Source organism: Chryseobacterium sp. WG23, from assembly GCF_024586575.1.
GTDB lineage: Bacteria > Bacteroidota > Bacteroidia > Flavobacteriales > Weeksellaceae > Chryseobacterium.
The window spans coordinates 179,210-203,824 of sequence record NZ_JALCZE010000012.1; the positions used below are offsets into that span (position 1 = coordinate 179,210).

Here is a 24,615-nt window from a genome sequence, read left to right on the forward strand (position 1 = left end):
AATACTATCCTGGGAAACTGCTGTCTCAGGATTTATTTTGCCTTTTTCGAGTAGGATTCTTCATCAATCCACCGGTCTCTGGTATTGACATCAATGAGATAAAGAATATCCTTCTGCTTAGTGAGCATCAGGGTTTTAGTTACCGGTAACGGAATTTTTTTATCTTCAAGCTTATCGGCTCTTAAAGAAATAATGTTTTTCTTTCTGATGATGTCACCTGTAAAAACATTGGAACTGCTTTCTCCGGTAGCTTTATCATCAAAAACTTCTACATAAGTGGCATCATTTCCTTTGATAATAATAAAATCTCTTTCTGTATGGTCTGCCTCATCTTTAATGAAAACAAACTTTTTATTGTCAATTTTTACATTGTCGAGATTCTGATTGATGCCTTTTCTTTCTTCAAGTTTGGTAAGAATTGCATCCAAAGTTCCATACTGAGCTTTTAAGCCTAATGTTCCAAGAAATAGAATTCCTATTAAAAATTTTTTCATATGCTGTGTGTTTTTATAAAAAAGTTTTGTCAAGACTCTGACATCCTGACAAAACTTAGTATATATTGTAAAATTAAAGATTTCCTCTTCTGTCCTGTTCTCTTTCCAGTGCTTCGAATAACGCTTTGAAATTTCCGGCACCAAAACTCTGTGCACCGTGCCTTTCAATGATTTCAAAGAATAGGGTAGGGCGGTCTTCTACAGGTTTAGTGAAAATCTGAAGTAAGTACCCTTCTTCATCATGATCAATAAGTATACCTAAACTCTGTAATTTTTTAAGATCTTCATCAATATGACCTACTCTTTCAGGAACCATATCATAATAAGCTTCAGGAGGAGCGGAAAGGAACTCTACGCCACGTTTTTTTAATTCTGTTACTGTGTGGATAATATCTTTTGTAGCAACAGCAATGTGCTGTACACCTTCTCCTTCATAGAAATCAAGGTATTCTTCTACCTGAGATTTCTTTTTACCTTCTGCAGGCTCATTGATAGGGAATTTTGCAAACCCGTTTCCGTTAGACATTACTTTAGACATCAAAGCCGAATATTCTGTGTTGATTTGTTTGTCATCAAAGGAAAGGATATTCACAAATCCCATTACTTTTTCGTACCATTCTACAGTAGGAATCATTCTGTTCCAGTCTACATTTCCTACACAGTGGTCTACATACAATAACCCGGCTTCTTCAGGGTTGTAGCTACTTTCCCACTTTTCATATCCTGGCATGAAAGCTCCTTTATAGTTTTTTCTTTCAATAAACATGTGAATCGTTTCTCCGTAAGTATAGATTCCGGACATTCTTACTTCACCATGTTCGTCAGTCATTGTTACAGGCTCTAAATAAGGTTTTCCGCCTCTTTTTGTAGTTTCTTCAAAAGCTGCATAAGCATCATCTACCCAAAGTGCCAAAATTTTCACTCCGTCACCATGTTTTTTTACGTGTTCACTGATTGGAGAATCAGACTTAAGCCCGGTAGTTAAAACCAATCTTATTTTTCCCTGTTGAAGAACATAAGAAGCACGGTCTCTTACTCCTGTTTCAGGTCCTGCATAAGCTACAGACTGAAAACCAAAAGCGGTTTTATAATAATGGGCAGCCTGTTTTGCATTTCCTACATAAAACTCAATATAATCCGTACCGTTAATTGGTAAGAAATTCTCTGCTTGAGCAATTTTTTCGGCAAATGTTAGTGTTGACATATTTTCTTTTTACTTTTATTTTATTGGTATGCAAATTACAAAAATCTTGGACATAGGGAAAATAATAAACAGAAATCCGGGTGTTTATTTAACATAAAATTAAAGAAGAGTTCATTTAAGTATATTTAAGTTTCTTGGTTTAGGAACGGACCTCCTACATTTGTAATACAAAAGACAAGTGAAAAAAAATATTTTCGAACATGAAAGCCGCAGAAGATCTTCTGCGGCTTTCTTATTTTTTATAGGTCTTCTATTTTCCTGTTTAAGCTTCCGGCATCAGGATTGTAATTATCCCAGATCTTCCAGGTGTCATCCACTTTTCTGATAAAGTAAATCTGAGTGCTGAGCTGATTGACAAAATGCTCTTCGCCCGTTTTTCCTACTTTGAATAAAAGATTCCAGAATTCCTGAGATTCCAGTATTTTTTTATCGGGTTCATCTGTAACAACATGAATGTCAAAAACTTCATAATTGGAACGGTTATTTTTTGTGACCAGCTGAAAATCTTTTTCACACAATTCTTTACTGAACTGTGAAACTCTTTCTAAAAATGGAGAATCATCAAATACCAAATCTTTGAAAAGTCCAGTGTTATGATTAGGAAAATGTTTACAGAATTCAAAAGCTGTGGAACAATAATCATAAACCATTTGCGTCAGAAATGAGTGATCATCAGCTTCTTTATTCTCCTGTGTTTTATGTCTTAGAGATAGGATATAATCATTAAGATCCTTATACCCCAGAAAGATACATATCTTATCCAGCGTTTTTAAAAATCTAAGATCGCTATGGGTTTTATCCTGATAGTCGTTTTCAAAAAAACGCTGTAATGTAACGTGTGAAATAGTGGTTCCTATTTCGAATTTTTTTCCTCCTTTCAGTTCTTCTGATTCAGATAATTCTTCTTTGATAATTTCGGATAGGATAATATAATGGCTTCTTTTCCATTCATTCACATTCCCCAAAACAGAATTCCTTACCTTCGAATGCTTTTCAACTTCTTCTCGTATCGAATTATATATCGTTTTCAATTTCCTTGTTTTAGAATGATTTTATCAAAAATACTGCCAAAAAGTTAATGTTTTTCTTATGATTAACTTGTCTTGGCATGAAAATATTTTTTTAGATTCTAAATAAAAGTACATTAAAAATTTTATTTATTTGATTAATTAATGTTTAAATCTTTCGAAAGCAGCTCTTTCCAGCATTTCCCTGTCATCAGGGTGAGCAATACTAATAAGCTCTTGCGCCCTCTGACGAAGGTTCTTGCCATACAGATAAGCTGTTCCGTATTCGGTCACTACATAATGAATATGTCCCCTGGTAGTTACTACACCAGCTCCCTGTTTAAGATAAGGGACAATTCTGGACACTCCTTTTCGGGTTCTTGAAGTGATGGCAATGATTGGTTTTCCATCTTCCCCCAATGCCGCACCTCTCATAAAGTCCATTTGTCCTCCGATACCGCTGTATTGCATGGTGCCTATGGAGTCGGCACATACCTGGCCGGTAAGGTCAATCTCAATAGCTGAGTTAATGGCTACCATTTTTTTATTTTTCATAATGTTGATGGGGAAATTAACTTCACTTACATCCCGGAATGCAAACACCGTGTTGTCGTCCACATAATCATATAATTTTCTGGTTCCAAAGCAGAAACTGGTAATGGTTTTATTATCGTTATAGCCTTTATATTTGTTGTTAATTACATCATTCTGAATAAGATCAATGACTCCGTCGCTGAGCATTTCGGTATGAATTCCCAGATCTTTGTGATTACCCAGACACTTTAAAACAGCATCGGGAATTGTTCCTATACCCATCTGAAGGGTAGACCTGTCTTCAATAAGCTCGGCCACATTTTTTCCTACAAGCATTTCTTCAGGACCTACTTTGGAACCATAATCTACTGTGGGAAGTTCTTCTTCATGCCATACCAGCTTGTGAATCCTGCTGATGTGGATCATTCCGTCACCGTGGGTTCTGGGCATTTTTGGATTAACGATAGCAACGATTATTTTTGCCGTATCCACGGCCGATCTTGCAATATCTACAGAAGTTCCCAGCGTACAGAAACCATGCCTGTCAGGAGGTGAAACGGTTATTAAGGCCACATCTAAGGGCAGTATGTTTTTTCTGAATAAAATAGGAATTTCGCTGAGAAATACGGGAACAAAATCTCCTCTGTCTGAATTGACAGCATCACGAACCGGCGTGGAAACAAATAAAGAATTGACAAAGAAACTGTCTTTATATTCCGGTTTTGCAATTTCTACATTTCCCTGTTGGGTAATGGAAACCATTTCCACATTTTCCAACCGGTGAGATTGTCTTGCCAGCTCATCAATAAGGTAGTTAGGAGTACATGCACTGCCATGGAAAAATACCCGGTTTCCACTTTTGATAGTATATATTGCTTCTTCAGCGCTTATGTAATTATGCATATTTTACTTTTTTTGATATTAATTTTATCTCATAAAACACCTGTCTTCTTTCAAAGATAAGCTTTATCAGCTTTACTTATTCTAAATATTCTATGCATATTAGGAGATTTTTATCATGCTGAACATAAGGAATTCAAATAAAAAACAAAGGACCGAACGCAATACATTCGGTCCTTTGTGAGGGTATACTTAATTTTTAATTTAAAATAGGGACTTCGGTTTTCTGTTTCATACTTCCTGTTTCAGAAAATCGCAAATGCCAGCTGAAAGCTTCTTCAAGTATATGAGGAGTATGGCCACCTCTTTCACAGGCTCTGTGAAAGTAGGACTGCAGCTCTTCCTTATAATCTGGATGCACACAGTTGTCAATTATTTTTTGAGCCCTTTCTCTGGGAGCCAGACCTCTTAAATCAGCCAGTCCGATGTCGGTCACCAAAATGTCAACATCATGCTCTGTATGATCGGTGTGAGAAACCATAGGAAGTACATGGGAAATATTGTTTCCTTTGGAAGCAGCCTGGGTTACAAAAATACTTAAGTAAGCGTTTCTTGCAAAATCTCCGGAACCTCCGATTCCGTTCATGATTTTTGTCCCACCGATATGGGTGGAATTTACATTTCCGTAGATATCAAATTCTATTGCAGTATTGATGGCAATTACTCCCAATCTTCTGATCAATCCTGGGGTATTGGAAATATTCTGGGGTCTTAAAACAAATTTTTCTCTGTATTTTGAAAGGTTTCCCATTACTCTTTCATAGCATTCTTTAGAAACAGTAATGGAAGATGCGGAAGCAAAACTTAGCTTACCGGAATCTATGAGATCAAAGGTACTGTCCTGAAGCACTTCAGAAAACATAGTAAGGTCATAAAAATTACTGTCCTTAAATCCTGTAAGAACGGCATTGGCCACTTTACCAATCCCGGCCTGAAGAGGAAGTAGCCTATCGGTAAGACGTCCTAAAAGAACTTCATTTTCAAAGAAACCAAGGAGATGTTTTGCAATAGCGGTTGTTTTTTCATCGGGTTCTGCTATATCTGCAGGGCTGTCTTTAAGGTGGGTAAAAACAATAGCCTCAATTTTATCAGGATCAATGGGAATACTTTTTCTTCCTATTTTGTTCCATGGAGCGACAATGGGAATAACATTTCTGTAAGGATAGTCTTCAGCCTGGTAGATATCGTGAATACCATATACTTCTTCAGGAACTTCGGTATTGATCTCGATGATGACTTTTTTAGCCAAAGCTGCAAAAGTGACTGAGTTTCCTACAGAAGTGGTAGGAACAATGCTTCCGTCTCTTTCAATATAGGCTGCTTCAATCACCGCCAGATCAATAGTCTGTAGGTTTTTAGTGTGAAGCAGTTCGGCACTTTCACTTAAATGCTGATCAATAAATAGAATTTCTCCATTATTAATTTTATTTCTTAAAATAGGATCTACCTGGAAGGGCATCCTTTTCTTTAGAACATTAGCCTCTGCCAATTTACCGTCGGTACCATGCCCTAATGAAGCTCCGGTCATTAAAGTGACCTTAATGTCTTCTGTTTTTCCTCTTTCAGCTAATGCCGGCAAAATTGCTTTGCTGTCACCCGCTTTTGTAAATCCGCTAGATCCTATGACCATACCGTCTTTAATCATTTTTACAGCATTTTCAGCTGTTGTCACTTTTTGGTGTAGACTTTCTAATCTGATTCTTTCTAACATGTAATCTTGATTTTGTGGTAACCACCATTACTTAGGATGTGTTATGAAAAATAATGGTGATTATAAATGGTAACCATCTCCTACAAATTTACGAAAAAGACCCTTTAAATAAAGCACTTTAAAGGGTCTTTTATATGTATTCAGCAATACTTTTTCTATGAAATTGTTTAGGCTTTTACGATTGGATAGATCTGTCAGAATTTTTAAACAAAAATTCACAAAAGCTTTATGTTTAAACGTTTTAGTCTACTTAAGGAAGTTAATAATAATGTTGTCTAAAGTACATCTTAGAAGGAAATTTTCGATTTTCAAAAACTTAAGTGCCCTTCTTTGTGAAATTATATTCACTTTGTAAAACTTAGGGCTTAATTTTTTTGTGGTTCAGACTAAAGCATTACAATCGTTTCAATTATTCCAGCCATGATGTTTTATAGGACGGATCTTCAACCTTTAAAGCTTCTTCTGTAATTTTCAGAGGACGGAAAGGGTCTACCATTACGGCATATTCTTCAGTAAATTTTTTACCGATACTTCTTTCCATAGCCCCTGGATGAGGCCCATGTACAATTCCACCCGGATGAAGAGTGAAATCCATCAGGTCAATGTGGTTACGGCTCATAAAGTCTCCTTCGGTGTAGAATAAGACTTCATCAGAATCAATATTGGAGTGATTGTAAGGAGCCGGAATAGCCAGTGGATGGTAATCATACATTCTGGCACAGAATGAGCATACTACAAAGTTATGGGCTTCAAAGTTCTGGTGTACCGGTGGGGGCTGGTGAATTCTTCCCGTAATCGGTTCAAAGTTTTTGATATTGAATTTATAAGGATAAAAATATCCGTCCCAGCCTACGACATCAAATGGGTGTGTTGCATAAATGAAGTCTGTAATCTGGTTTTCTTTTTTTACTTTAATTAAAAACTCTCCTTTTTCATCTTTAGGCTCTTTGAAAACAGGAGCAATCATGTCTCTTTCGCAGAATGGCGAGTGTTCCAAAAGCTGTCCGAATTCATTTCTGTATCTTTTGGGAGTATAAATAGGAGAATGGCTTTCCAGAACAAAAAATACTGTATTTTCAGACTGTAACTCCACCTGATAAATGGTTCCTCTCGGAATAATAAGATAATCACCGGTCCCGAATTCAAGATCTCCTACAAAGGTTTTTAAGATACCGGCTCCTTCATGAACGAATAAAAGCTCATCACATTCGGCATTTTTGTAGAAATAGTCCATTGATTTTCTTGGTTTTGCCAATCCCATTTTCAGATCATTATTCATCAAAAGGATTTTTCGGCTGTCCATAAAATCATCTTCAGGAGTTACATTCATTCCCTTGAACATTCTGGGCGTAATATTTTTTTCTACCGCAATTTTCGGTGTCACATCCTTAGGCTCCCCAATTGATTTTATCTGGGTAGGGCGATGGATGTGATAGAGCAGAGAAGAGATACCGTGAAAGCCTTCTGTTCCGAAAAGCTGTTCATAGTAAAATTTATCTTCCGGAGACTTAAAGATGGTATGTCTTTTTGGTGGGATGTTTCCCGATAAATGATATCTCATTTTACTTTTATATGTAGTTTCTCAAATTTAATCATTTTTCATGAATTGACTCAAACCAAAATATTAAGTTTGAAGTTTTGTTTTTCAAAAATAATTGTTAGATTTGTCTAACAATTTTAATTTCATGAAACGAATATTATTTTCTATTACTTTTTTATCATCCTATTGTTTCTCTCAGGAGACAGATAGTTTAAGTTTACATCAAAATAAAAATATAGATTCAACCGGAATTTCCAGAAGAGAAATTAAAACCAGCAGTATTGAAGATGTAGTGGTTACCGGAACCATAAAACCGATGAGCAGGTCCAAAAGCCCTGTGGCAGTAGAGATCTACAGTCAAAAATTTTTTCAGAAGAATCCCACTCCAAGTATTTTCGAAGCCATCGCTATGGTAAACGGAGTAAAACCTCAGCTGAACTGTTCCGTTTGTAATACAGGTGACATTCATATCAATGGGCTGGAAGGTCCTTATACCATGATTCTGATTGACGGAATGCCTATTGTAAGTTCGCTTTCTACGGTATATGGATTGAGTGGAATTCCGAACAGCCTGGTGGATAGGATAGAGGTGGTAAAGGGGCCGGCTTCTTCTATTTATGGTTCTGAAGCAATGGGAGGAGTAATTAATATTATTACTAAAAATGCATTGACTGCCCCAAAATTGAGCGTGGATCTGATGACCACAACATGGAGTGAGAACAATCTGGACCTCTCTACCAAGTTTAGTGTAGGGAAAAATGCTGCGTCATTATTAAGTTTAAATTATTTCAGTTTTCAGGAAAAAATAGATCAGAACAAAGATAATTTCACCGATGCCACCTTACAGAGCCGGATTTCTGTTTTTAACAAATGGAATTTTAAAAGAAAAGAAAACCGCCAGGCGAGCTTTGCCATGAGATACCTATATGAAGACCGTTTCGGAGGAGAAATGCAATGGAATAAATCTTACCGCGGAAGTGATAAAGTATATGGGGAAAGTATATATACCAACAGAGCCGAGGTTTTCGGTTTGTATGAATGGCCTGTAAAAGAGCATATTGTGACTCAGTTTTCTTACAATTATCATGACCAGAATTCTTTTTATGGAGCTAATCCTTTTAATGCGCTTCAAAAAGTGGCTTTTGTACAAACGTATTGGGACAAGAGTTTTGGAAAACATGATATCACAGCCGGACTTACCTTTAAAAGAACATTTTATGATGACAATACACCGGGAACTCTGAAAGCAGACGGGATAACCAACGCACCGATGAAATCTCCGATCTGGGGAGCATTTATTCAGGACCAATGGGAGATGAATGACAAAAACACCTTGCTGTTGGGCTACCGATATGATTATGATAAAGTACATCATTCGGTGCATTCCCCAAGATTAGCGTGGAAGTTTTCACCGAATCCTTATCATACTTTGCGTTTCAACTTTGGAACGGGGTTCAGGGTCGTGAATTTGTTTACCGAAGATCATGCAGCTTTAACGGGTTCCCGTGAAGTAGTCGTAAAGTCTGACCTTAAACCTGAAAGGTCGGTTAATGGAAACCTGAACTATATCTGGAAAATTCCCGTGGGTACCCGTATGGTGAATCTTGATGCTTCTGCATTTTATACCTATTTCAGTAATAAAATCGTAGGTGATTTTGATGCTGATCCTAATAAAATTATTTATGATAATCTTCACGGATATGGAATTTCGAGAGGGGCTTCACTGAATGTAGATTTTAGCTTCAGCTTTCCTTTAAGTGTCAACTTAGGAGTAACTTATCTTGATGTATATCAGAAATTTGATAATGAAAATCAAAAAACACAACAGTTACATGCCCCAAAATGGAGCGGGACCTATAACCTGACGTATAGATTTCCAAGTAATATTACGGTAGATTTTACCGGGCAGTTTTATGGGCCGATGAGACTTCCTGTATTACTTAATGATTTCCGTCCGGAATATTCACCATTCTATTCTTTGGCCAATATTCAGGTTTCAAAGAGCTTTACATCCGGCTTTGAAGTGTATTGCGGAGTAAAAAACTTATTCAATTTTACGCCCAAAGATCCTTTAATGAGACCGTTTGACCCATTTGACAATCATGTTGATGATCCCATCAGCAACCCCAATCATTATACTTTTGATACGGCGTATGGGTATGCTCCCATGCAGCGTATCAGAGGGTTTTTGGGTGTAAAATATACTTTGAAATGAAAAAATTAGCTTTATTTTTAATGTTAGTGCCCTGTTTTTATCTGTCGCAGATGAAGACAGGCACTTTTTCTGAAGTAGAAGCTTTGCGAAAAGTAGAAGCTAAGCCTACTGTCATCCATCTTTATACAGACTGGTGTGCCATTTGTAAAATTGAATCTTTCCGTTTAAGTAAAGATAAAGACCTGGTTACAATGATGAATGAGCACTTTTATTTTATCAATTTTGAGGCAGAGAAAACGAAGGGAAAAATCCATTTCCAGAATCAGGAGTTTGACTATCTACAGAATGGGAATTCTGGAATCCATGAGTTGGCGCTGGCATTGTCAAAAAATAAAAACCAACCTGTATATCCGCTGTGGATCATCCTGGATAAAGACCAGAAGCTGATCTATTATCATGAGGGACAGTTTACTGCTGAAAAAATGAAACAGAAACTGTTGGAAGTTTCTGCTTTGTAAGGTGCTGTTTTTGGTTGGAAAACACAAAGACGCAAAAGGTTTTTACATACTTTATGCTATAAGACGCAAGGATTTTATCTGTGATAAAATTGAGTGCTGTTGATTACCATTATACTATTTATAAGGAATATAATCCTTGCTGGAAATCTTTGATTTTCTTGCGTCTTAAAAGCTATTTATAATGAAACATCTTTGCGCCTTTGCGTTTTTCCAACACATTATAACAATCTCATTCAAATAATTGTTGGCAACGCAAAGACGCAAAAGGTTTTTACATACTTTACGTGATAAGACGCAAGGATTTTATCTGTGATAAAATTGAATGCTGTTGATTACCATTATACTTATTTATGAGGATATAATCCTTGCTGAAATCCTTGATTTTCTTGCGTCTTAAAAGCTATTTATAATGAAACATCTTTGCGCCTTTGCGTTTTTCCAACATATTATAACATAAACCTCATTCAAATAATTGTTGGCAACGCAAAGACGCAAAAGGTTTTTAGATACTTTATGCTATGAAGACGCAAAGATTTTATCTGTGATAAAATTGAGTGCTGTTGATTACGATTATACTTATTTATGAGGAATATAATCCTTGCTGAAAATCCTTGATTTTCTTGCGCCTTTGTGTTTGTCCAACTTACCTACAAAATCTTGTTCTTATTTCTCACAGACTACAGATTCCCCAGATTTTTTTATTTAATACATTTTTAAAATTTGTGAGAACTATTCCATTCTTTAAATTTTTAGATAATTAAATCTTTTAATTCTCTCCTTCAGCATCGATCAACACAGCCAGCTGAATGCAAGGTTCATCAGACCGGTTGCTCCACGCGTGATTTGTGCCTCTTTGAATGACGATGTCTCCGGGCTTGAGAAGAGTTTCACCTTCTTCCATGATCAGATAGAGTTCACCGGAAAGAATAATGATATAATCCAGTGTAGGGGTCTGATGCATCATCGGATGAGGTTCATTGTCTTTAAGCTCAACTCCTAAATCTTTATCCGGAGGTACCACTACATATCTAAAATAAGTACCATTTTTTGGCGTTTGCGGAAATCCGGTATTAGGAATTGGGGCTTCAAAGTTTAAGCTTGCCGGTGCTTGTTGTGTATTCCATACATCAGAAATAATAAGCCCCGGGAAATGTTCTGCCACATTTTCTACCGGCTGATCTTCGAGAATAACAGATTTTCCGTCTTGAATTCCTGTTACGATTCTTCTTGGTATTTTGTTCATTGATTAATGTTTCATAATGAGTTTATGACCCTGGGCTTGATTGTTTTTTAAAATAGAATGTGCCTGCAGAACAGTTTCCAAAGAAAGATTTCCTATTATCTTATGCTGAGGCGGCGTAATAGTTCCGGTTTCGATGAGCTTTTTTATTTCAAGTAAACTGTTTTTGTAATACTCATATTTTTTGACCATTCCATACGTGTAATTGGAGATATTCATAATCAGACTTCCTTTGTTGAAAAGAATTTCATGAGCGTCTTTAGTGGCTAAAGCTGTTACATCTACATAAGTTCCGTTGATCTTTAAAACTTCTGCCGTCACTTCTGACATGTAATTTCCTACCAGATCAATCCCAAACTCAAATGGCTGATTATTATTGGCTTTTAAAATGTTTTCAATAAGGGTTTCTTGTCTATAATTGATGATTTGATGATCTTTTAGCCCCATATTAAGCAGGATTTGTCTGTTTGCCTCACTGCCAACCGTTGCTGTGATCTTCCGGATATTATGGGCTAATAAAAGTTTAATCAAAAATGAACCAACGCCTCCGGTTGCACCCGTTATAAGAACTGTATTTTCTGGACTTAGTTTCAACCGGTTAAAGACCTGCAAAGAAGTAAGTCCTACTGAAGGAATGGAAGCCGCTTGTTCAAACGAAATATTCTTTGGTTTAAAAGAAACAATGGATTCAGGGACAACTATATATTCAGCATAAGTACCATTGCTTCCCATAGAACCACTACCACAATAGACTTCGTCACCAATATTAAATTGTGTAGCTTCGGGACCTTTGTCTACTATAATTCCGGATAATTCTCTTCCTAAGATCGGGGAACTGATCAGTTTTCGCTCAAGTTCGTTTTCCAGCATCTGATAATCGATGGGGTTGAATCCACTTGCTTTGATCTGGATTAAAACTTCATTACTTTTTACAGGTGGCTTTTCTGCCATTCCATCCTCTAACTGAAAATTCTTATTTAAAATAACTGCTTTCATATGTTGATATTTATTTTTTTTCAAAGGGCATATGCAATCGTATCGTCCTCACGATTGGTTGCGTTTGAGAAATCATTGCGATTTCATACTGTTAATATGATACACAAATGTAAAGAGGGAATAGTTTATATTTGCTACTAGTTAACAAATGGTAACTAGTTACCTTTATGAAACTATTATGGCAAAAATCATTGAAAACGGAATAGAAAGAGAAGCGAGCTGCACGGAAGAATTGTTCGCGATGCGTGATAGCCTGGATGTATTAGGCGGAAAATGGAAACTGATGATCCTGCGATATCTGACCAACAGACCTGATCAGAAAATTCATTTTAAAAAGCTGGAACGGGGTATTGAAGGAATCTCCGCCAAGATGCTGAGTAAAGAACTGAAAGAACTGGAGACTAACCTTCTGATCACCAGAACGATTCAGGATACAAAACCCATCACTGTAACCTATGCTGTTACCGAATACGGAAAATCAGTATTCCCGGTGACGGAAACATTGGTTAATTGGGGAATACTTCATCGGGAGAAGATCAAAGAATCCATGAATGCTTCTGAATTATAAATTGATCAAAAAATCCTCAGACCCGGTGAAGAGTTGAGGATTTAGATGATGCTTAATTGCACCGTTCCGTTAATTTTTATCTAACCATAATTTTACCACTTCAGGATGTTCTTCCATCCATTTTATGGCAGTAGCTTCTTTATTTTTACTGTGTTCCATTTTGATTAGAAGATCAGCCATATGTTCATCATCAAAATGGAGTTTAGAAAAGAATTTTGCCAACTCCGGATGATCTTTACCAAAGCTTTTTCTGGCATATGTTTTAATCTGCTCTGCTTCGCCAAATGTCTTTTTCGGATCATTAAGAAACTTAAGTTTCATTTTTCCAAACATCCAGTGAGGCTGCCATCCTGCAACAACAATCCATTGTTTGCGTTGTATGGCATTCTGTAATTCAGTGATCATGGCAATAGTAGAGGAGTTGATTTGTTTATAATCCAGTTTATAATCAATAATAGCCTGATCTGTTCCGGATGTCAATCCTGCTCCTTTCTCAATTCCAATGATCCTGTGATTGAACTGATCCTTATGCTGATTAAGTTCTTCAATGGAGGTAACGGGAATGTATTCCGGAACTACCAATCCTATACGGCCGCTGTCATAATTTGTTCCCATATTTATTAATCCCGGAAATTTAGCCACTTTTTTAGCGTGCGTATAAGGCAGCCAAACCCCCATGAAAATATCTGTATCTTCATTATTCATCGAAGCCAGAATCATATCTGTAGACGCTTTTTGAATAATTACATGATATCCCTGCTGATCCAAAATAGCTTTGGCAACATGCGTCATGGCAACATCTTCGGCCCAGCCATCTACCATTCCGATGGTTATATACTTAGAGTTTTTTATATTTTCACATGAATTTAATACAGAGCATATTCCCATTAAAATTGGGAAAAATAGATATTTTAAACTTTTCATCTTATTGTTTTTTCTTTACAAATCCTTGAGTAATCCGGTCGAGGATAATAGCTAAAATCACAACTGATAATCCACTTTCAAATCCTAATCCGATGTCCAGATTATTAATTCCTTCCAATACTTTTTCACCTAAACCGCCTGCAGCAATCATTCCTGCAATAACAACCATGGATAAGGATAATAGTATCGTTTGATTAATTCCTGTTAAAATAGTTTTCATAGCTAAAGGAAGTTCTACTTTAAATAGGATCTGGCGGTTGGTGGCACCAAAAGCCCTCGCTGCTTCTACAATATCTTTCGGAACAGCTTCAATTCCTAATGTCGTTAACCGTACCGCTGGTGGCATCGCAAAAATGATCGTTGCAAAAGCACCGGGTACTTTACCGATACTGAAAAATAATACAGCAGGAATCAGATATACAAATGCAGGCATTGTTTGCATCAAATCCAGTAAAGGGCGGATGATTTTTGCTGCTATTTTGCTTTTGGCAGCCCAAATTCCTAAGGGAATAGAAATGATAAGTGCAGTAAGGGTAGCTACAAAAATTAGGGCAAGGGTTTCCATGGTTTCTTTCCATAATCCCATTAAAAATATTAAACTCAACCCTGCTGCAGTCACCACGGCGATGCCTTTTCCGGCTTTCCACAATGCCAGTAGCGTAAAAAAGAGAATGATAACATAAAAGGGAGTGTTTACCAGCACCCATTCAATCCCCATAATAGAGGCGTTTCCTATATGTTTTATGACATCAAATACAGGTTTTCCATTTTCTGTGAGCCAATTGATTGCAGTTTCTACATATTGACCTATATCTATAGTTTTATTCATCTTATTGATTGTTTGCGATTTCTTTTAATTCAATGATCTCTTCTTCGTTAAACTTTGTAGCTTCTATGATGAGAGATAGCTGGGTGATAAGACCTAAGAATTTATTGTTTTCATCTACCACGGCAATGGCTGATTTGTTTCCGGAAATTAACGGTAACATTTCTTCTACAGTAACTTCCGGATAGACGGAAGGAACATTGCTGTTGATCACCGATTCTACTGTGGGTTCTTTTTTCTTTGCAATCCGGACGATATCATTAAGCGTTACAAAGCCCAGAAATTTATTTTGAAAATCTACGACAGGTAAGTTTTCTAATCCTGTTGTTCTCATTTTTCTTAAAGCTCCTTCAGGTCCGTCTTTTTTGAAACGCACCACTGTAGCTTTGTCGAACATCAAAGATTTAGCAGTAATGATTGTTTTACGATCTACTTTCTCTACAAAAGCTTTTACATAGTCACTGGCAGGATTGGTTAAAATATCTTCGGCTGTTCCTATTTGTTCTATCACACCATCTTTCATAATGACGATACGGTCTCCAATTTTAATAGCCTCATCCAAATCATGGGTGATGAAAACAATGGTTTTCTGTAATGTATTTTGCAATTCAAGCATTTGATCCTGCATTTCAGATTTTATCAGAGGATCCAGTGCGGAGAAAGCCTCATCCATAAGCAATACCTCAGGATCGTTGGCCAGGGCTCTTGCTAATCCTACTCTCTGCTGCATTCCTCCTGAAAGTTGGGAAGGAAACTGATTTTCAAAACCATTTAATCCTACAATATCCAGGGCTTTCTGGGCTTTTTCATCACGGGAAGCTTTGCTTTCTCCTCTGATTTCAAGTCCGAAACCTGCATTGTCTAAAATAGTATGATGGGGTAGTAATCCAAATTTTTGAAATACCATACTCATTTCCGTTCTTCTTACTTCCAGAAGCTCTTTATTATTTTTACTGGTAATATCATCATCATTGATAAATACTTTTCCGGAGGTGGGCTCATTCAGTCTGTTGAGGCAGCGCAGTAAAGTAGATTTTCCACTTCCCGATAACCCCATAATCACAAAGAATTCACCTTCATAAATTTCAAAACTGGCTTTGTTGATTCCTACCGTACAACCGGTTTTTTCAAGAATTTCCTTTTTGGAAAAACCTTTGTCTAAAAGTTCCTGTGCTTTTTCTTTGTTTTTACCAAAAATAATAGTCAGATCTTCAACTTTAAGTTTTACTTTTCTACTGTCTTCATTTTTTTCCATATTCAGGGTTTTTCAATTAATAAATAGTATAAGAGATTGTAAACCAATCCATTGTTATGCTTTATCTCAGTTGTTCTGCTGATGGCAATAGTAAAAAATAATCTATATAAGCTTCTGGTAATAAAAGCTTTTCACAAAAAAATAAGACCATAAAGACCTCAGGCCTTATGTTTATTTTAAATATGTCAATAGATTATACTCTAGAAAAAGAGTGTATCACGTAAAAAGAAATTAATCTTTTACATAGATTCTACAATTAAATTACTGATGAAGTAATAAAGATATGTGTACTGAACAACTTGAATTTCTACATTCCATCAAAATGCAGATCAGCATAAAAAAATCTGTATATCAATTTCTTATGACGGTGCAAATTTACGAATTTTATATTAAATGGATTTTTTGAACCTTAAAAAGCTGGTTTTAAGTCTGGTTATGAACCGGATATTCATAGAGATTTTACTCTTATCATTCAGGAGAAAAGAGTATTTACAAAGTCCATATTTTAAGAAGATTTTTAAAATACGACCTATAAAATTATTTCAATAAAACAGCAATAATAGCCAGAATTGCAGGCAGAGCTTGTACAAAAAATATTTTCTTAGTGGCAGAAATGGCTCCGTAGATTCCTGCTACCGCAACACATCCTAAAAAGAAAAGGGCGATATTATCCTGCCATTGAGGATCTTTGATGAGAAACGACCATAGCAGCCCGGCAGCCAGAAAACCATTATACAGGCCCTGATTGGCTGCAAGCCCTTTAGTAGGCTTAAACATTTCTGCAGGTAACGCCGCCTTAAAAACTTCTTTTCCTTTTGTTTCCCAGGCAAACATTTCCATCCAGAGAATATAAATATGTTCTAACGCAACAACTGCTATCAGAATTTTAGCAATGAGTTCCATGATTTACTATTTTGTCATTGTAAAACTAAAAAAATAAAGTTAAGTTTGAGTATTTAAATCTAAAGATGGATAGTTTTAAGATACATTTAGACAAATTTATCAGTGTAACCGAAGAGGAATATATTTCTATTCTTTCTTTTTTTAAGGTGCTGGAGGTCAGAAAAAAACAAAATTTAATGCTTGATGGAGAAATTTGTAAACATATGTATTTTGTTAATAAAGGCTGTCTGAGAAAATTCTTTATCAATGAAAAAGGAGTAGAGCAAACTACTGAATTTGCGATAGAAAACTGGTGGATCACGGATACATTTGCTTATGAAAGACAAATACAGTCTGATTTTTCTATTCAGGCAGTGGAACATTCTTCCATTTTGGTCATAGACTTGGAAGATCAGGAGTTGTTACTGCAGAAGCACCCTGTGATGGAGCGCTATTTTCGAATGATCTATCAAAGGGCATATGCCGCATCAGAGAGGAGAATACGGTATTTGTATGAAATGTCGCGGGAAGAATTATATGTTCATTTCAGTACATTATATCCTTGGTTTATTCAAAGGATTCCACAATATCTAATTGCTTCTTTTTTAAATCTTACTCCGGAATATCTCAGCGAAATCAGAGCAAAATTACGATCTTAAACCAGTTTAAGATTTTTATCATTTATAATTTGGAAATTTGTCATGTTATTAAAAGCCAATACAATGATGAATCAACAGAATCAATTTCCGCAGTTATTTTTAAGATTAGCCCTTTCAGTGACTATGCTCTCTGCAGTAGCAGACAGATTTGGTTTTTGGGGCGCCAACGCTGCATGGGGAAATATGGCCAATTTTGAAGCATACACAAGAAAACTGACATTTTTTCTTCCCGAAGCTTTAAGTACGGCTTCCGCATATGCAGCAACACTTTTGGAAACCCTTCTTCCGCTGATGCTGATTTTAGGATTTAAAACAAAAATTGCAGCCTATGGAAGCGGTTTTCTCCTGTTGATTTTTGCGGTGTCAATGACTATTGCATTGGGAGCTAAAGCCCCTCTTGATTATTCTGTTTGGGTAGGATGTGCAGGGGCATTTTTATTGGCTTCTCAGCAACAATATTCTTTTAGTATAGATCAATTAACCAAAAAATAATATCATAATGAGCGCAAGATTAAATATTGCAACAGTAGATTCAGCAGCGTATAAAGCGATGATGGGGTTGGAAGGATACCTACAGACTATTTCTTTAAACCATATCCAGAAGGAATTAATTAAAATCAGGGCTTCACAGATTAATAAATGTGCTTTTTGCCTTGATATGCACACTAAAGATGCCATTAAATATGGTGAAACTACTCAGAGAATTTTTATCCTTGACGGATGGAGAGAAGCCAAAGAATTATTTACAGAAGAGGAACAGGTACTGTTGGAAATGACAGAAGAGATCACTTTAATCAGTCATGCAGGATTGACGGAAGAGACTTTCCAAAAAGCTAAGTCAATTTTTGATGAAAATCAGATCGCACAGATCATCATGGCTATTGTAACCATCAATGCATGGAACAGAATTGCAATAAGTACCCATCTTCCAGTTGCAAAATAGAAATAAAGTAAGGTCGCAGGAAGCATGGAGAAAGAAATTTATGAGGATGAAATCATTGCTTACCATTTACTTTATAAAAGAGCTTTTCAAAACTGAAAAGCTCTTTTTGTATAAAACAATGAGACGGAGTAGCTCTGTCCTGTATTAATTGTAAAATTTGTGAGCGTTATCGAGAACATAAGTATTCTTTTTCACAAACATCTTAACTTTTACTTCTTGAGTGTTGGGTTTTGGGATTAAAAATGAATTGTTATTTATTTAATTCTTTTAAAATTGCTTCTCCGACGCTTTTTGCAGATTGCGGATTCTGTCCTGTGATCACTCTTTGGTCCGTTACTACATGATTCTGCCAAAGACCTGATTTTTCAAATTTTGCTCCTCTTTCTTTTAGTTTATTTTCCAATAAGAAAGGAACAACATCTGTTAATTTTACTTCAGATTCTTCTTCGTTGGTAAAAGCATTGATTCTCTTTCCGTCAACGAGGTATTTTCCATTGTTAAGTTTGATATTAACCAAACCTGCAGGGCCATGGCATACGCCTGCTACAATACCACCATTTTCATAAATTGCTGAGGCGATACTTGCTAATTCAGTATTATCTGCAAAATCCCACATTGCTCCATGCCCTCCTGCATAAAATATGGTTGAATAATCTTTAGGATTAACCTGGGATGGAGTCAGAGAATGATCAATCTTATTTTTGTATTCTTTATTTTCCCAAAACTCTTTGTTTACAGGATCTTTTAGATCGAATCCATCTACCGGAGGTGTTCCGCCTTTAGGGCTTACAAAGTCGATCTCATAGCCCGCCTGGTGAAGAACTTCCCATGGATGAGAAACTTCTCCCAAATAGTATCCTGTGTCTTCACCAGTATTGCCTTTCTTATCATGGCTGGTTACGACAAATAAAATTTTCTTTTTCATATGTTTTGTTTTTTGGTGTTGTGCCTGAATAAATCCTATGGTGAACAGGCTAAGACATAAAAGTGCCAGTTTTTTCATACTTATATAATATTTGTGATATAAATCTGAGGTTTCTCCTGAAGCTTTTCATCTGCCAAAGCTCCGAAAGCCTGAATATAAAGCTGCTGATTATGCTGTGCCAGCCCTTCTTCACTTTTCCAGATTTCATAGAAAACAAACTGGTTTTTATCTTCAATTCCCTGATGCAGGGTATACAGCTCGCAAGCCTCTTCTTTTCTTGTTTCTTTTACCATATTCTGAAGAACTTCCAATACTTCTGTCTGATGTTCTTCTTTGGATTTTATTATGGCTGTAAGGTGAATTTTCATATTAAATAAAATTTTCGATCGATTTATATTGAGGGCTCCATCCCAATTCTCTTCTTGCTTTGTCGGAATTGCATAAGCTGTTTGAAGCAAATCCGAAATATCCGCCTGCGGGACCAAATGTATGTACAGCTTCTTGTATGCTGACAGATTGTGCAGGCTGTAAATGATAATGCAGACTTATGTTTTCAGCCAGATTTTTGATTGTTGAAGAACCGTTTTCTGCATAGTACATTGAACCGGCTTTTGCTTTTTCCAAAGCAAGCACATACATATCTGCTAAATCCTCAACATGAAGGTTCGACCATATATTTTCACCTTTTCCAAAATAAACCCCAAATCCTTTTTCTTTGGATAGATTGATTAAAGCCGGAAGCTGAATACTGTCTTTTTTCAGACCCAGTCCTTCTCCGTAAACCATAGTAGGTACAATGACTATGCTTCTTATCCTTTTTTTAGCAGATTGAAGAACATAATTATTGATTAATACCCTTGAAGCCATTTCCAGTCTTGGATTCAGGGGGAAATCTTCTGTGAAAATAAAGTCATTTTTTTCTCCATTTTCTTTTCCTCCAAAGATGGCTGAGCCTGAGGTGAAAATAAAAGTTTTACCACTCCCTTCCAAAGCATTTATAAAACTGTCTGCTGCATAGGCGTCATCAGCAGAATCAGCAGTGTGGATAACGGCATCTACTTTAGAAACTGCAGCATTCAGAACAGTTTCATCATGTATATCGCCTATTATATATTCAATTCCTAGCTGCTGTAGCTTTTCTGCAGCAGCTGCATTACGGACAAGCCCTGTCACGCTGTAGTTTTTTTCAACCAGTTTTTTTGCAACAGTACCACCAATATAACCGGTGATGCCTGTTATGAGTATTTTTTTCATTAGGCTAATTGTGGTTTTAGTTCCTGTTCAAATACATTTTTAACATGCGCTCTGTACAGCTTCATATCGCGCTCTATATTGGCATTCTTTTCCACATCATGAAAGTGGAAGCTTTCCATTTTTTTTAGAGAAACAAAAGCATTCATTCTATGAAAACCAAATAGCGGTCCGTCATCTACATTTCTTTCGCCGAAAAACTCTCCGGGAAGTGTAAAGGCCGTTGCAGGAGCATTCCAGCTTGTGGTCAGCATATATTTTCTACCGCCAAGCATTCCTCCGGTACCGTAATTGATCTCCGGATTTTCTGCATTTCTGCCGTCACTCATATAAATTCCTTTTGCATGACCTGCTGTGAAAACTTCATCAATATATTTTTTCAGGCCATTAGGAAGCTGAAACCACCAGATCGGAGTATGGTAAACGATATAATCTGCCCAAACAAATTTCTTCACTTCCTCATGTTTATCATATCCTTCACTTACGTTGGTTACTTTTACCTCTATATTGCCAAATGATTTTAAAACCTCCAGTGTATTTTCTGCGATAGTGTCATTATATTTTCCTCCGGAATGTCCAAAGTTTTGCCCTCCGTTGATGATTAATACTTTTTTCATTTTTATGATTGTTTACATTTTATAATGCAAAGTTAGGGTGGATTTATGTATAATAAAAATAGTATAAATTATACTGAACTATTATAATAATGATAGTTTGTAGTCTCAGATTAATGTGCTTTGCCTGTTGTACAAAATCTACGATTATATTGATGCGGTAAAAACAGACTATTCAAGGTTGTATGGTGAAATGTCATATCAGATCTGAGTCAAAATTCCTTTCTCTCTTGTACATTTGTTATGATAAACAGAATGAATATGATACAGATTGCAGTTTTTAGTGATGTGCATGGAAATCTTCCCGCGTTGAATTCGGTGTTGGAAGATATAGAGAAAAGGGGAATCCGTCAAAAATTCTGTCTGGGAGATCTTGTAGATTTTGCTCCATGGGGAAATGAAGTGACTGAAAAAATTAAAGAGCTGAATATTCCCTGTTTAATGGGAAACCATGACGAAAGGATTGCTTTCGATATTCCTGTGGTTCCATTATCTAAGCATACCGAAGAAGAAACTCTTGCCCGGTTCGTTGCTATTGATCATTCTAAAAAACACATTACAGAATCCAATAAAAAGTTTCTTTCTGAGCTTCCTTTTCATTTGAAATTAAACTATAAAATAGGGAAGAAGCACTGGAATATTCAGCTTATGCACGCAAGTCTATCGAGTAATGATACTTATCTGTATAAATCTGAGAGTGATGAGGTCTTTATAAAAATGCTGGAAGAGTCCAAATCTGATATTATTGTGATGGGGCATACTCATTTATCGTTTAAAAAGCAGTTTGATAATAATAGCTGGGCCGTTAATTGTGGCTCTGTAGGCCGCTCTAAGGAAGAGAATAGATTAGCTTCATATGTAATACTTACTTTAGATGAAGAAAAGATTATTCCGGAGATCATACAACTGAGCTATCCGCTTGATGAAACCGTTCTTAAGATACTGGAAAGCGAGATTCCTGATTATTATGCCTCGTTTTTAAGAAATCAAAATGTATTAATATTATAATTATGTTGTAGCTTTGTATTATAATATTAATAATTAATTCATGGTCAATTTAGAATGGTACCGTACTTTTAAGGCGATCTATAAAACCGGGACCCTGACAGGAGCTGCTGATGCTTTATTTATATCACAGCCCGGAGTGAGCTTACATTTAAGTTCATTGGAAGCTTATGTAGGATATAAACTGTTCGACAGAACCGGCAGGAAGATGATTCCTACGGAGCGGGGGAAAGTATTGTTTAATGCAGTAGCCGAACCTATCACGAAACTCGAAGATGTAGAGAAAAATTTTCAGAAATCTACGGAAAAACATACTCCGACCATTAGTGTGGGAATGTGTTTTGAAACTTTTCAGACGACTTTAGAGCAATATGTTTCTTCCCTGCCCTTTAATCTGATCATCAGCTTTGGGGAATATCCGGAAATGCTTGATCAGCTGGATAAAGGAATTCTGGATCTTATCATCACTCCTAAAAAAGGATCTTCTCCCAATATAGAGCATGAAGCATTTTCTTCTGAACAGATTGTCCTTGTTGGAGGAAAAGAGGTGGATACGGATGATTTTAAAAAAGTGTTGAAAACAAAAAATGCAGAACAGATAGAAGAGTGGCTGAAAAAAGAAAAATGGTATGGAACCACAGGAGACATGGAGCATCTTTTTCAATTTTGGACCCTAAACTTTGGTCACAAACCGAATTTTAGACCCAATTATATCGTTCCCAATTTAAACTCAATTATCCGTTGTTTAAAAGGAGGGGCAGGACTAGCCGTTGTTCCTGATTTTTTATGCAAAAACGAAATAGACGGCGGAGATGTAAAGCTGATCTGGGAAGGCAAAAAAAAGCTGGAAAATACCCTGTATTTCGGATGCCGGAAAAATACCAACTATCAAACGGAAATAGAACATATCAAGGGGCTATTCCGTAAGGTGATGGGTAAGTAGAACCATGTCCCGCATTTGTAATCCGTTTTCATAAATAGGATCCGGATAATTTTCAATAAAAAAATCCTTAAGAATTCCGTTTTTGATGAAACCGTTTTTCTCATAAAATCTGATCTGTTGGAAGCCGGTATCCGAGGTTCCGACAGTCAGAGTTTTATAGTCATATTCTTTTGCAATTTCTTTTGCTTTATTCATCAGAATACTTCCTATTCCCTTGCTTCTATAGCTTTCTACAACAGCAATGTTTTTAATTTCCAATTCGGTATTGCTGTTCTTGTACAATGCCATAACAGCAATATCCTCCACACCATTCTGTAAAAGATAAATATCAGATTTGAAAATATACCGGTCAATAGCTTCTACAGTTTCATCTGCCAATAATAGCAGCCCGTATGGAATTTTCGAACCAGATTCAATACTGATGAAAGTGAAATTTTCCATTATAAGCTCATATGAATAAGTGGATACTCCTTTCCTGAACTGTCTTTTTCTGATCTTCCTATCGTTTTGAAGCCCATCTTCTCATAGAATCCAATGGCCTGTGGATTCTGTTCGTTAACATCTACTTTGGTAAGGCCTGTTTTCTCTTTCATGAATTGATAAAGAGCTTTTCCATAGCCTTTTCCACGGACGTCATTATGGATGAAAAGCATTTCCAGATTGCCTTCAGCAACGGATGAGAAGCCTTTACTTTCACCGTTTTCAGTAATTACATAGACTTCCAGGTTGGGTAGATAGTCCCTTGGAATGGCTTCTTTGAAATAATTAAAATCTTCTTCAGTAAGAAAATCGTGGGTAGCTTTTACGGCAGATTCCCATATTTCCATGATTTTCGGATAATCTTCAGTAGTGGCAAGCCTTATTTGATGTGACATGATTTAAGATTTTGACAAAAATAGAAAATTAGAAATTAGAAAGGAAGTTTATAATGTGTTGGAAAAACGCAAGGACGCAAAGAAGTTTCATTATAAACAGCTTTTAAGGTACAAGAAAATCAAAGATTTTCAGCAAGTTTATGATATTGCTGCTTTAGATGAGCAGCGTTCAATTGTATCGAAGATAAAATCCTTGCGTCTTATAGCATAAAGTATGTAAAAACCCTTTGCGTCTTTGCGTTTCCAATATTCTATTATTTGAATGAGGTTTATGTTATAATGTGTTGGGAAAACGCGAAGGCGCAAAGAAATTTCATTATAAACAGCTTTTAAGGCGCAAGAAAATCAAAGATTTTCAGCAAGTTTTATCAAATGAATATTTGTGGTTTTAGATGAGCAGCACTCAATTTTATCGAAGATAAAATCCTTGCGTCTTATAGCATAAAGTATGTAAAAACCCTTTGCGCCTTTGCGTTTCCAACATTCTATTATCTGAATGAGGTTTATGTTATAATGTGTTGGAAAAACGCAAAGACGCAAAGAAATTTCATTATAAACAGCTTTTAAGGCGCAAGAAAATCAAAGATTTTCAGCAAGTTTTATCAAATGAATATTTGTGGTTTTAGATGAGCAGCACTCAATTTTA

Annotated in this window: 26 protein-coding genes; 8 read left to right on the forward strand and 18 right to left on the reverse strand. The window is 36.3% G+C overall.

Annotated elements, in window-relative coordinates:
• Positions 1–32: 32 nt before the first annotated feature.
• From MP477_RS18460 to MP477_RS18485, 6 genes are all read right to left on the reverse strand, one after another.
• Positions 33–494 (reverse strand): hypothetical protein, encoded by a 462-nt coding sequence (locus MP477_RS18460; RefSeq protein ID WP_257191533.1) that lies wholly within the window; start codon positions 492–494, stop codon positions 33–35.
• Between the two features lie 73 nt (positions 495–567).
• Positions 568–1,698, reverse strand: coding sequence for a 4-hydroxyphenylpyruvate dioxygenase (gene hppD, locus MP477_RS18465; RefSeq protein WP_230040976.1), 1,131 nt, complete (start codon positions 1,696–1,698; stop codon positions 568–570).
• A 239-nt stretch (positions 1,699–1,937) separates the two neighbouring features.
• Positions 1,938–2,729 carry a hypothetical protein gene (locus MP477_RS18470; RefSeq protein WP_257191534.1) on the reverse strand — a complete coding sequence of 264 codons (792 nt, stop codon included), beginning with the start codon at positions 2,727–2,729 and terminating at the stop codon, positions 1,938–1,940.
• Positions 2,730–2,867: 138 nt separating this feature from the next.
• A complete protein-coding gene (locus MP477_RS18475; RefSeq protein ID WP_230040974.1) occupies positions 2,868–4,142 on the reverse strand; it encodes an acetyl-CoA hydrolase/transferase family protein in 1,275 nt (424 codons plus the stop codon).
• 196 nt (positions 4,143–4,338) lie between these two features.
• Positions 4,339–5,850, reverse strand: coding sequence for a succinate CoA transferase (locus MP477_RS18480; protein ID WP_257191535.1), 1,512 nt, complete (start codon positions 5,848–5,850; stop codon positions 4,339–4,341).
• Between the two features lie 409 nt (positions 5,851–6,259).
• Positions 6,260–7,411 carry a homogentisate 1,2-dioxygenase gene (locus MP477_RS18485; RefSeq protein WP_257191536.1) on the reverse strand — a complete coding sequence of 384 codons (1,152 nt, stop codon included), beginning with the start codon at positions 7,409–7,411 and terminating at the stop codon, positions 6,260–6,262.
• Positions 7,412–7,535: 124 nt separating this feature from the next.
• Here MP477_RS18485 and MP477_RS18490 point away from each other — a divergent pair, with 124 nt between their 5' ends.
• Positions 7,536–9,605 (forward strand): TonB-dependent siderophore receptor, encoded by a 2,070-nt coding sequence (locus MP477_RS18490; RefSeq protein WP_257191537.1) that lies wholly within the window; start codon positions 7,536–7,538, stop codon positions 9,603–9,605.
• Entirely contained in the window at positions 9,602–10,063 is a 462-nt protein-coding gene (locus tag MP477_RS18495) for a thiol:disulfide interchange protein (RefSeq protein ID WP_257191538.1), read from the forward strand. The genes MP477_RS18490 and MP477_RS18495 overlap by 4 nt, the downstream gene beginning before the upstream one ends.
• A gap of 766 nt (positions 10,064–10,829) precedes the next feature.
• On the opposite strand, the gene MP477_RS18500 is transcribed toward MP477_RS18495, so the two are convergent.
• Both MP477_RS18500 and MP477_RS18505 read right to left on the reverse strand, forming a co-directional pair.
• The gene (locus MP477_RS18500) at positions 10,830–11,306 is read right to left on the reverse strand and encodes a cupin domain-containing protein (protein ID WP_257191539.1); all 477 of its coding nucleotides are present in this window, start codon (positions 11,304–11,306) and stop codon (positions 10,830–10,832) included.
• Between the two features lie 3 nt (positions 11,307–11,309).
• Positions 11,310–12,299, reverse strand: a complete 990-nt coding sequence (locus MP477_RS18505) for an NADP-dependent oxidoreductase (protein ID WP_257191540.1) — start codon at positions 12,297–12,299, stop codon at positions 11,310–11,312.
• A gap of 178 nt (positions 12,300–12,477) precedes the next feature.
• On the opposite strand from MP477_RS18505, the gene MP477_RS18510 reads away from it, so the two are divergent.
• Positions 12,478–12,867 carry a helix-turn-helix domain-containing protein gene (locus tag MP477_RS18510; protein WP_257191541.1) on the forward strand — a complete coding sequence of 130 codons (390 nt, stop codon included), beginning with the start codon at positions 12,478–12,480 and terminating at the stop codon, positions 12,865–12,867.
• Positions 12,868–12,936: 69 nt separating this feature from the next.
• Here MP477_RS18510 and MP477_RS18515 read toward each other — a convergent pair whose 3' ends face one another.
• From MP477_RS18515 to MP477_RS18530, 4 genes are all read right to left on the reverse strand, one after another.
• Entirely contained in the window at positions 12,937–13,791 is an 855-nt protein-coding gene (locus tag MP477_RS18515) for a glycine betaine ABC transporter substrate-binding protein (RefSeq protein WP_257191542.1), read from the reverse strand.
• Position 13,792: 1 nt separating this feature from the next.
• Positions 13,793–14,620, reverse strand: a complete 828-nt coding sequence (locus tag MP477_RS18520; protein WP_230040965.1) for a proline/glycine betaine ABC transporter permease — start codon at positions 14,618–14,620, stop codon at positions 13,793–13,795.
• Position 14,621: 1 nt separating this feature from the next.
• Positions 14,622–15,872 (reverse strand): glycine betaine/L-proline ABC transporter ATP-binding protein, encoded by a 1,251-nt coding sequence (locus MP477_RS18525; RefSeq protein WP_257191543.1) that lies wholly within the window; start codon positions 15,870–15,872, stop codon positions 14,622–14,624.
• 537 nt (positions 15,873–16,409) lie between these two features.
• The gene (locus MP477_RS18530; RefSeq protein ID WP_230040962.1) at positions 16,410–16,775 is read right to left on the reverse strand and encodes a DUF1304 domain-containing protein; all 366 of its coding nucleotides are present in this window, start codon (positions 16,773–16,775) and stop codon (positions 16,410–16,412) included.
• Positions 16,776–16,840: 65 nt separating this feature from the next.
• Between MP477_RS18530 and MP477_RS18535 the strand changes: the two genes are divergently transcribed.
• The 3 genes from MP477_RS18535 to MP477_RS18545 all read left to right on the forward strand — a co-directional run bounded on the left by MP477_RS18535 (position 16,841) and on the right by MP477_RS18545 (position 18,356).
• A complete protein-coding gene (locus MP477_RS18535; protein ID WP_257191544.1) occupies positions 16,841–17,413 on the forward strand; it encodes a Crp/Fnr family transcriptional regulator in 573 nt (190 codons plus the stop codon).
• A gap of 63 nt (positions 17,414–17,476) precedes the next feature.
• Positions 17,477–17,905, forward strand: coding sequence for a DoxX family membrane protein (locus tag MP477_RS18540; RefSeq protein ID WP_257191545.1), 429 nt, complete (start codon positions 17,477–17,479; stop codon positions 17,903–17,905).
• 7 nt (positions 17,906–17,912) lie between these two features.
• The gene (locus MP477_RS18545; protein WP_230040956.1) at positions 17,913–18,356 is read left to right on the forward strand and encodes a carboxymuconolactone decarboxylase family protein; all 444 of its coding nucleotides are present in this window, start codon (positions 17,913–17,915) and stop codon (positions 18,354–18,356) included.
• A gap of 250 nt (positions 18,357–18,606) precedes the next feature.
• On the opposite strand, the gene MP477_RS18550 is transcribed toward MP477_RS18545, so the two are convergent.
• The 4 genes from MP477_RS18550 to MP477_RS18565 all read right to left on the reverse strand — a co-directional run bounded on the left by MP477_RS18550 (position 18,607) and on the right by MP477_RS18565 (position 21,149).
• Complete coding sequence (locus MP477_RS18550) at positions 18,607–19,281, reverse strand: type 1 glutamine amidotransferase domain-containing protein (RefSeq protein WP_257191546.1); 675 nt, start codon at positions 19,279–19,281, stop codon at positions 18,607–18,609.
• An 80-nt stretch (positions 19,282–19,361) separates the two neighbouring features.
• Positions 19,362–19,649, reverse strand: coding sequence for a putative quinol monooxygenase (locus MP477_RS18555; RefSeq protein WP_257191547.1), 288 nt, complete (start codon positions 19,647–19,649; stop codon positions 19,362–19,364).
• 1 nt (position 19,650) lies between these two features.
• On the reverse strand, positions 19,651–20,535 hold the full coding sequence (locus MP477_RS18560) for an NAD-dependent epimerase/dehydratase family protein (protein ID WP_257191548.1): 885 nt from the start codon (positions 20,533–20,535) through the stop codon (positions 19,651–19,653).
• On the reverse strand, positions 20,535–21,149 hold the full coding sequence (locus MP477_RS18565) for an NAD(P)H-dependent oxidoreductase (protein ID WP_257191549.1): 615 nt from the start codon (positions 21,147–21,149) through the stop codon (positions 20,535–20,537). The genes MP477_RS18560 and MP477_RS18565 overlap by 1 nt, the downstream gene beginning before the upstream one ends.
• A 258-nt stretch (positions 21,150–21,407) precedes the next feature.
• Between MP477_RS18565 and MP477_RS18570 the strand changes: the two genes are divergently transcribed.
• The gene (locus tag MP477_RS18570) at positions 21,408–22,154 is read left to right on the forward strand and encodes a metallophosphoesterase (protein ID WP_230040947.1); all 747 of its coding nucleotides are present in this window, start codon (positions 21,408–21,410) and stop codon (positions 22,152–22,154) included.
• A gap of 40 nt (positions 22,155–22,194) precedes the next feature.
• Positions 22,195–23,094, forward strand: coding sequence for a LysR family transcriptional regulator (locus MP477_RS18575; RefSeq protein ID WP_230040945.1), 900 nt, complete (start codon positions 22,195–22,197; stop codon positions 23,092–23,094).
• Here the strand turns inward: MP477_RS18575 and MP477_RS18580 are convergent.
• Both MP477_RS18580 and MP477_RS18585 read right to left on the reverse strand, forming a co-directional pair.
• Positions 23,068–23,535 (reverse strand): N-acetyltransferase, encoded by a 468-nt coding sequence (locus MP477_RS18580; protein WP_257191550.1) that lies wholly within the window; start codon positions 23,533–23,535, stop codon positions 23,068–23,070. The two genes, MP477_RS18575 and MP477_RS18580, sit on opposite strands and share 27 nt — an antisense overlap.
• Positions 23,535–23,969, reverse strand: coding sequence for a GNAT family N-acetyltransferase (locus MP477_RS18585; protein ID WP_257191551.1), 435 nt, complete (start codon positions 23,967–23,969; stop codon positions 23,535–23,537). The genes MP477_RS18580 and MP477_RS18585 overlap by 1 nt, the downstream gene beginning before the upstream one ends.
• Between the last annotated feature and the right edge of the window lie 646 nt (positions 23,970–24,615).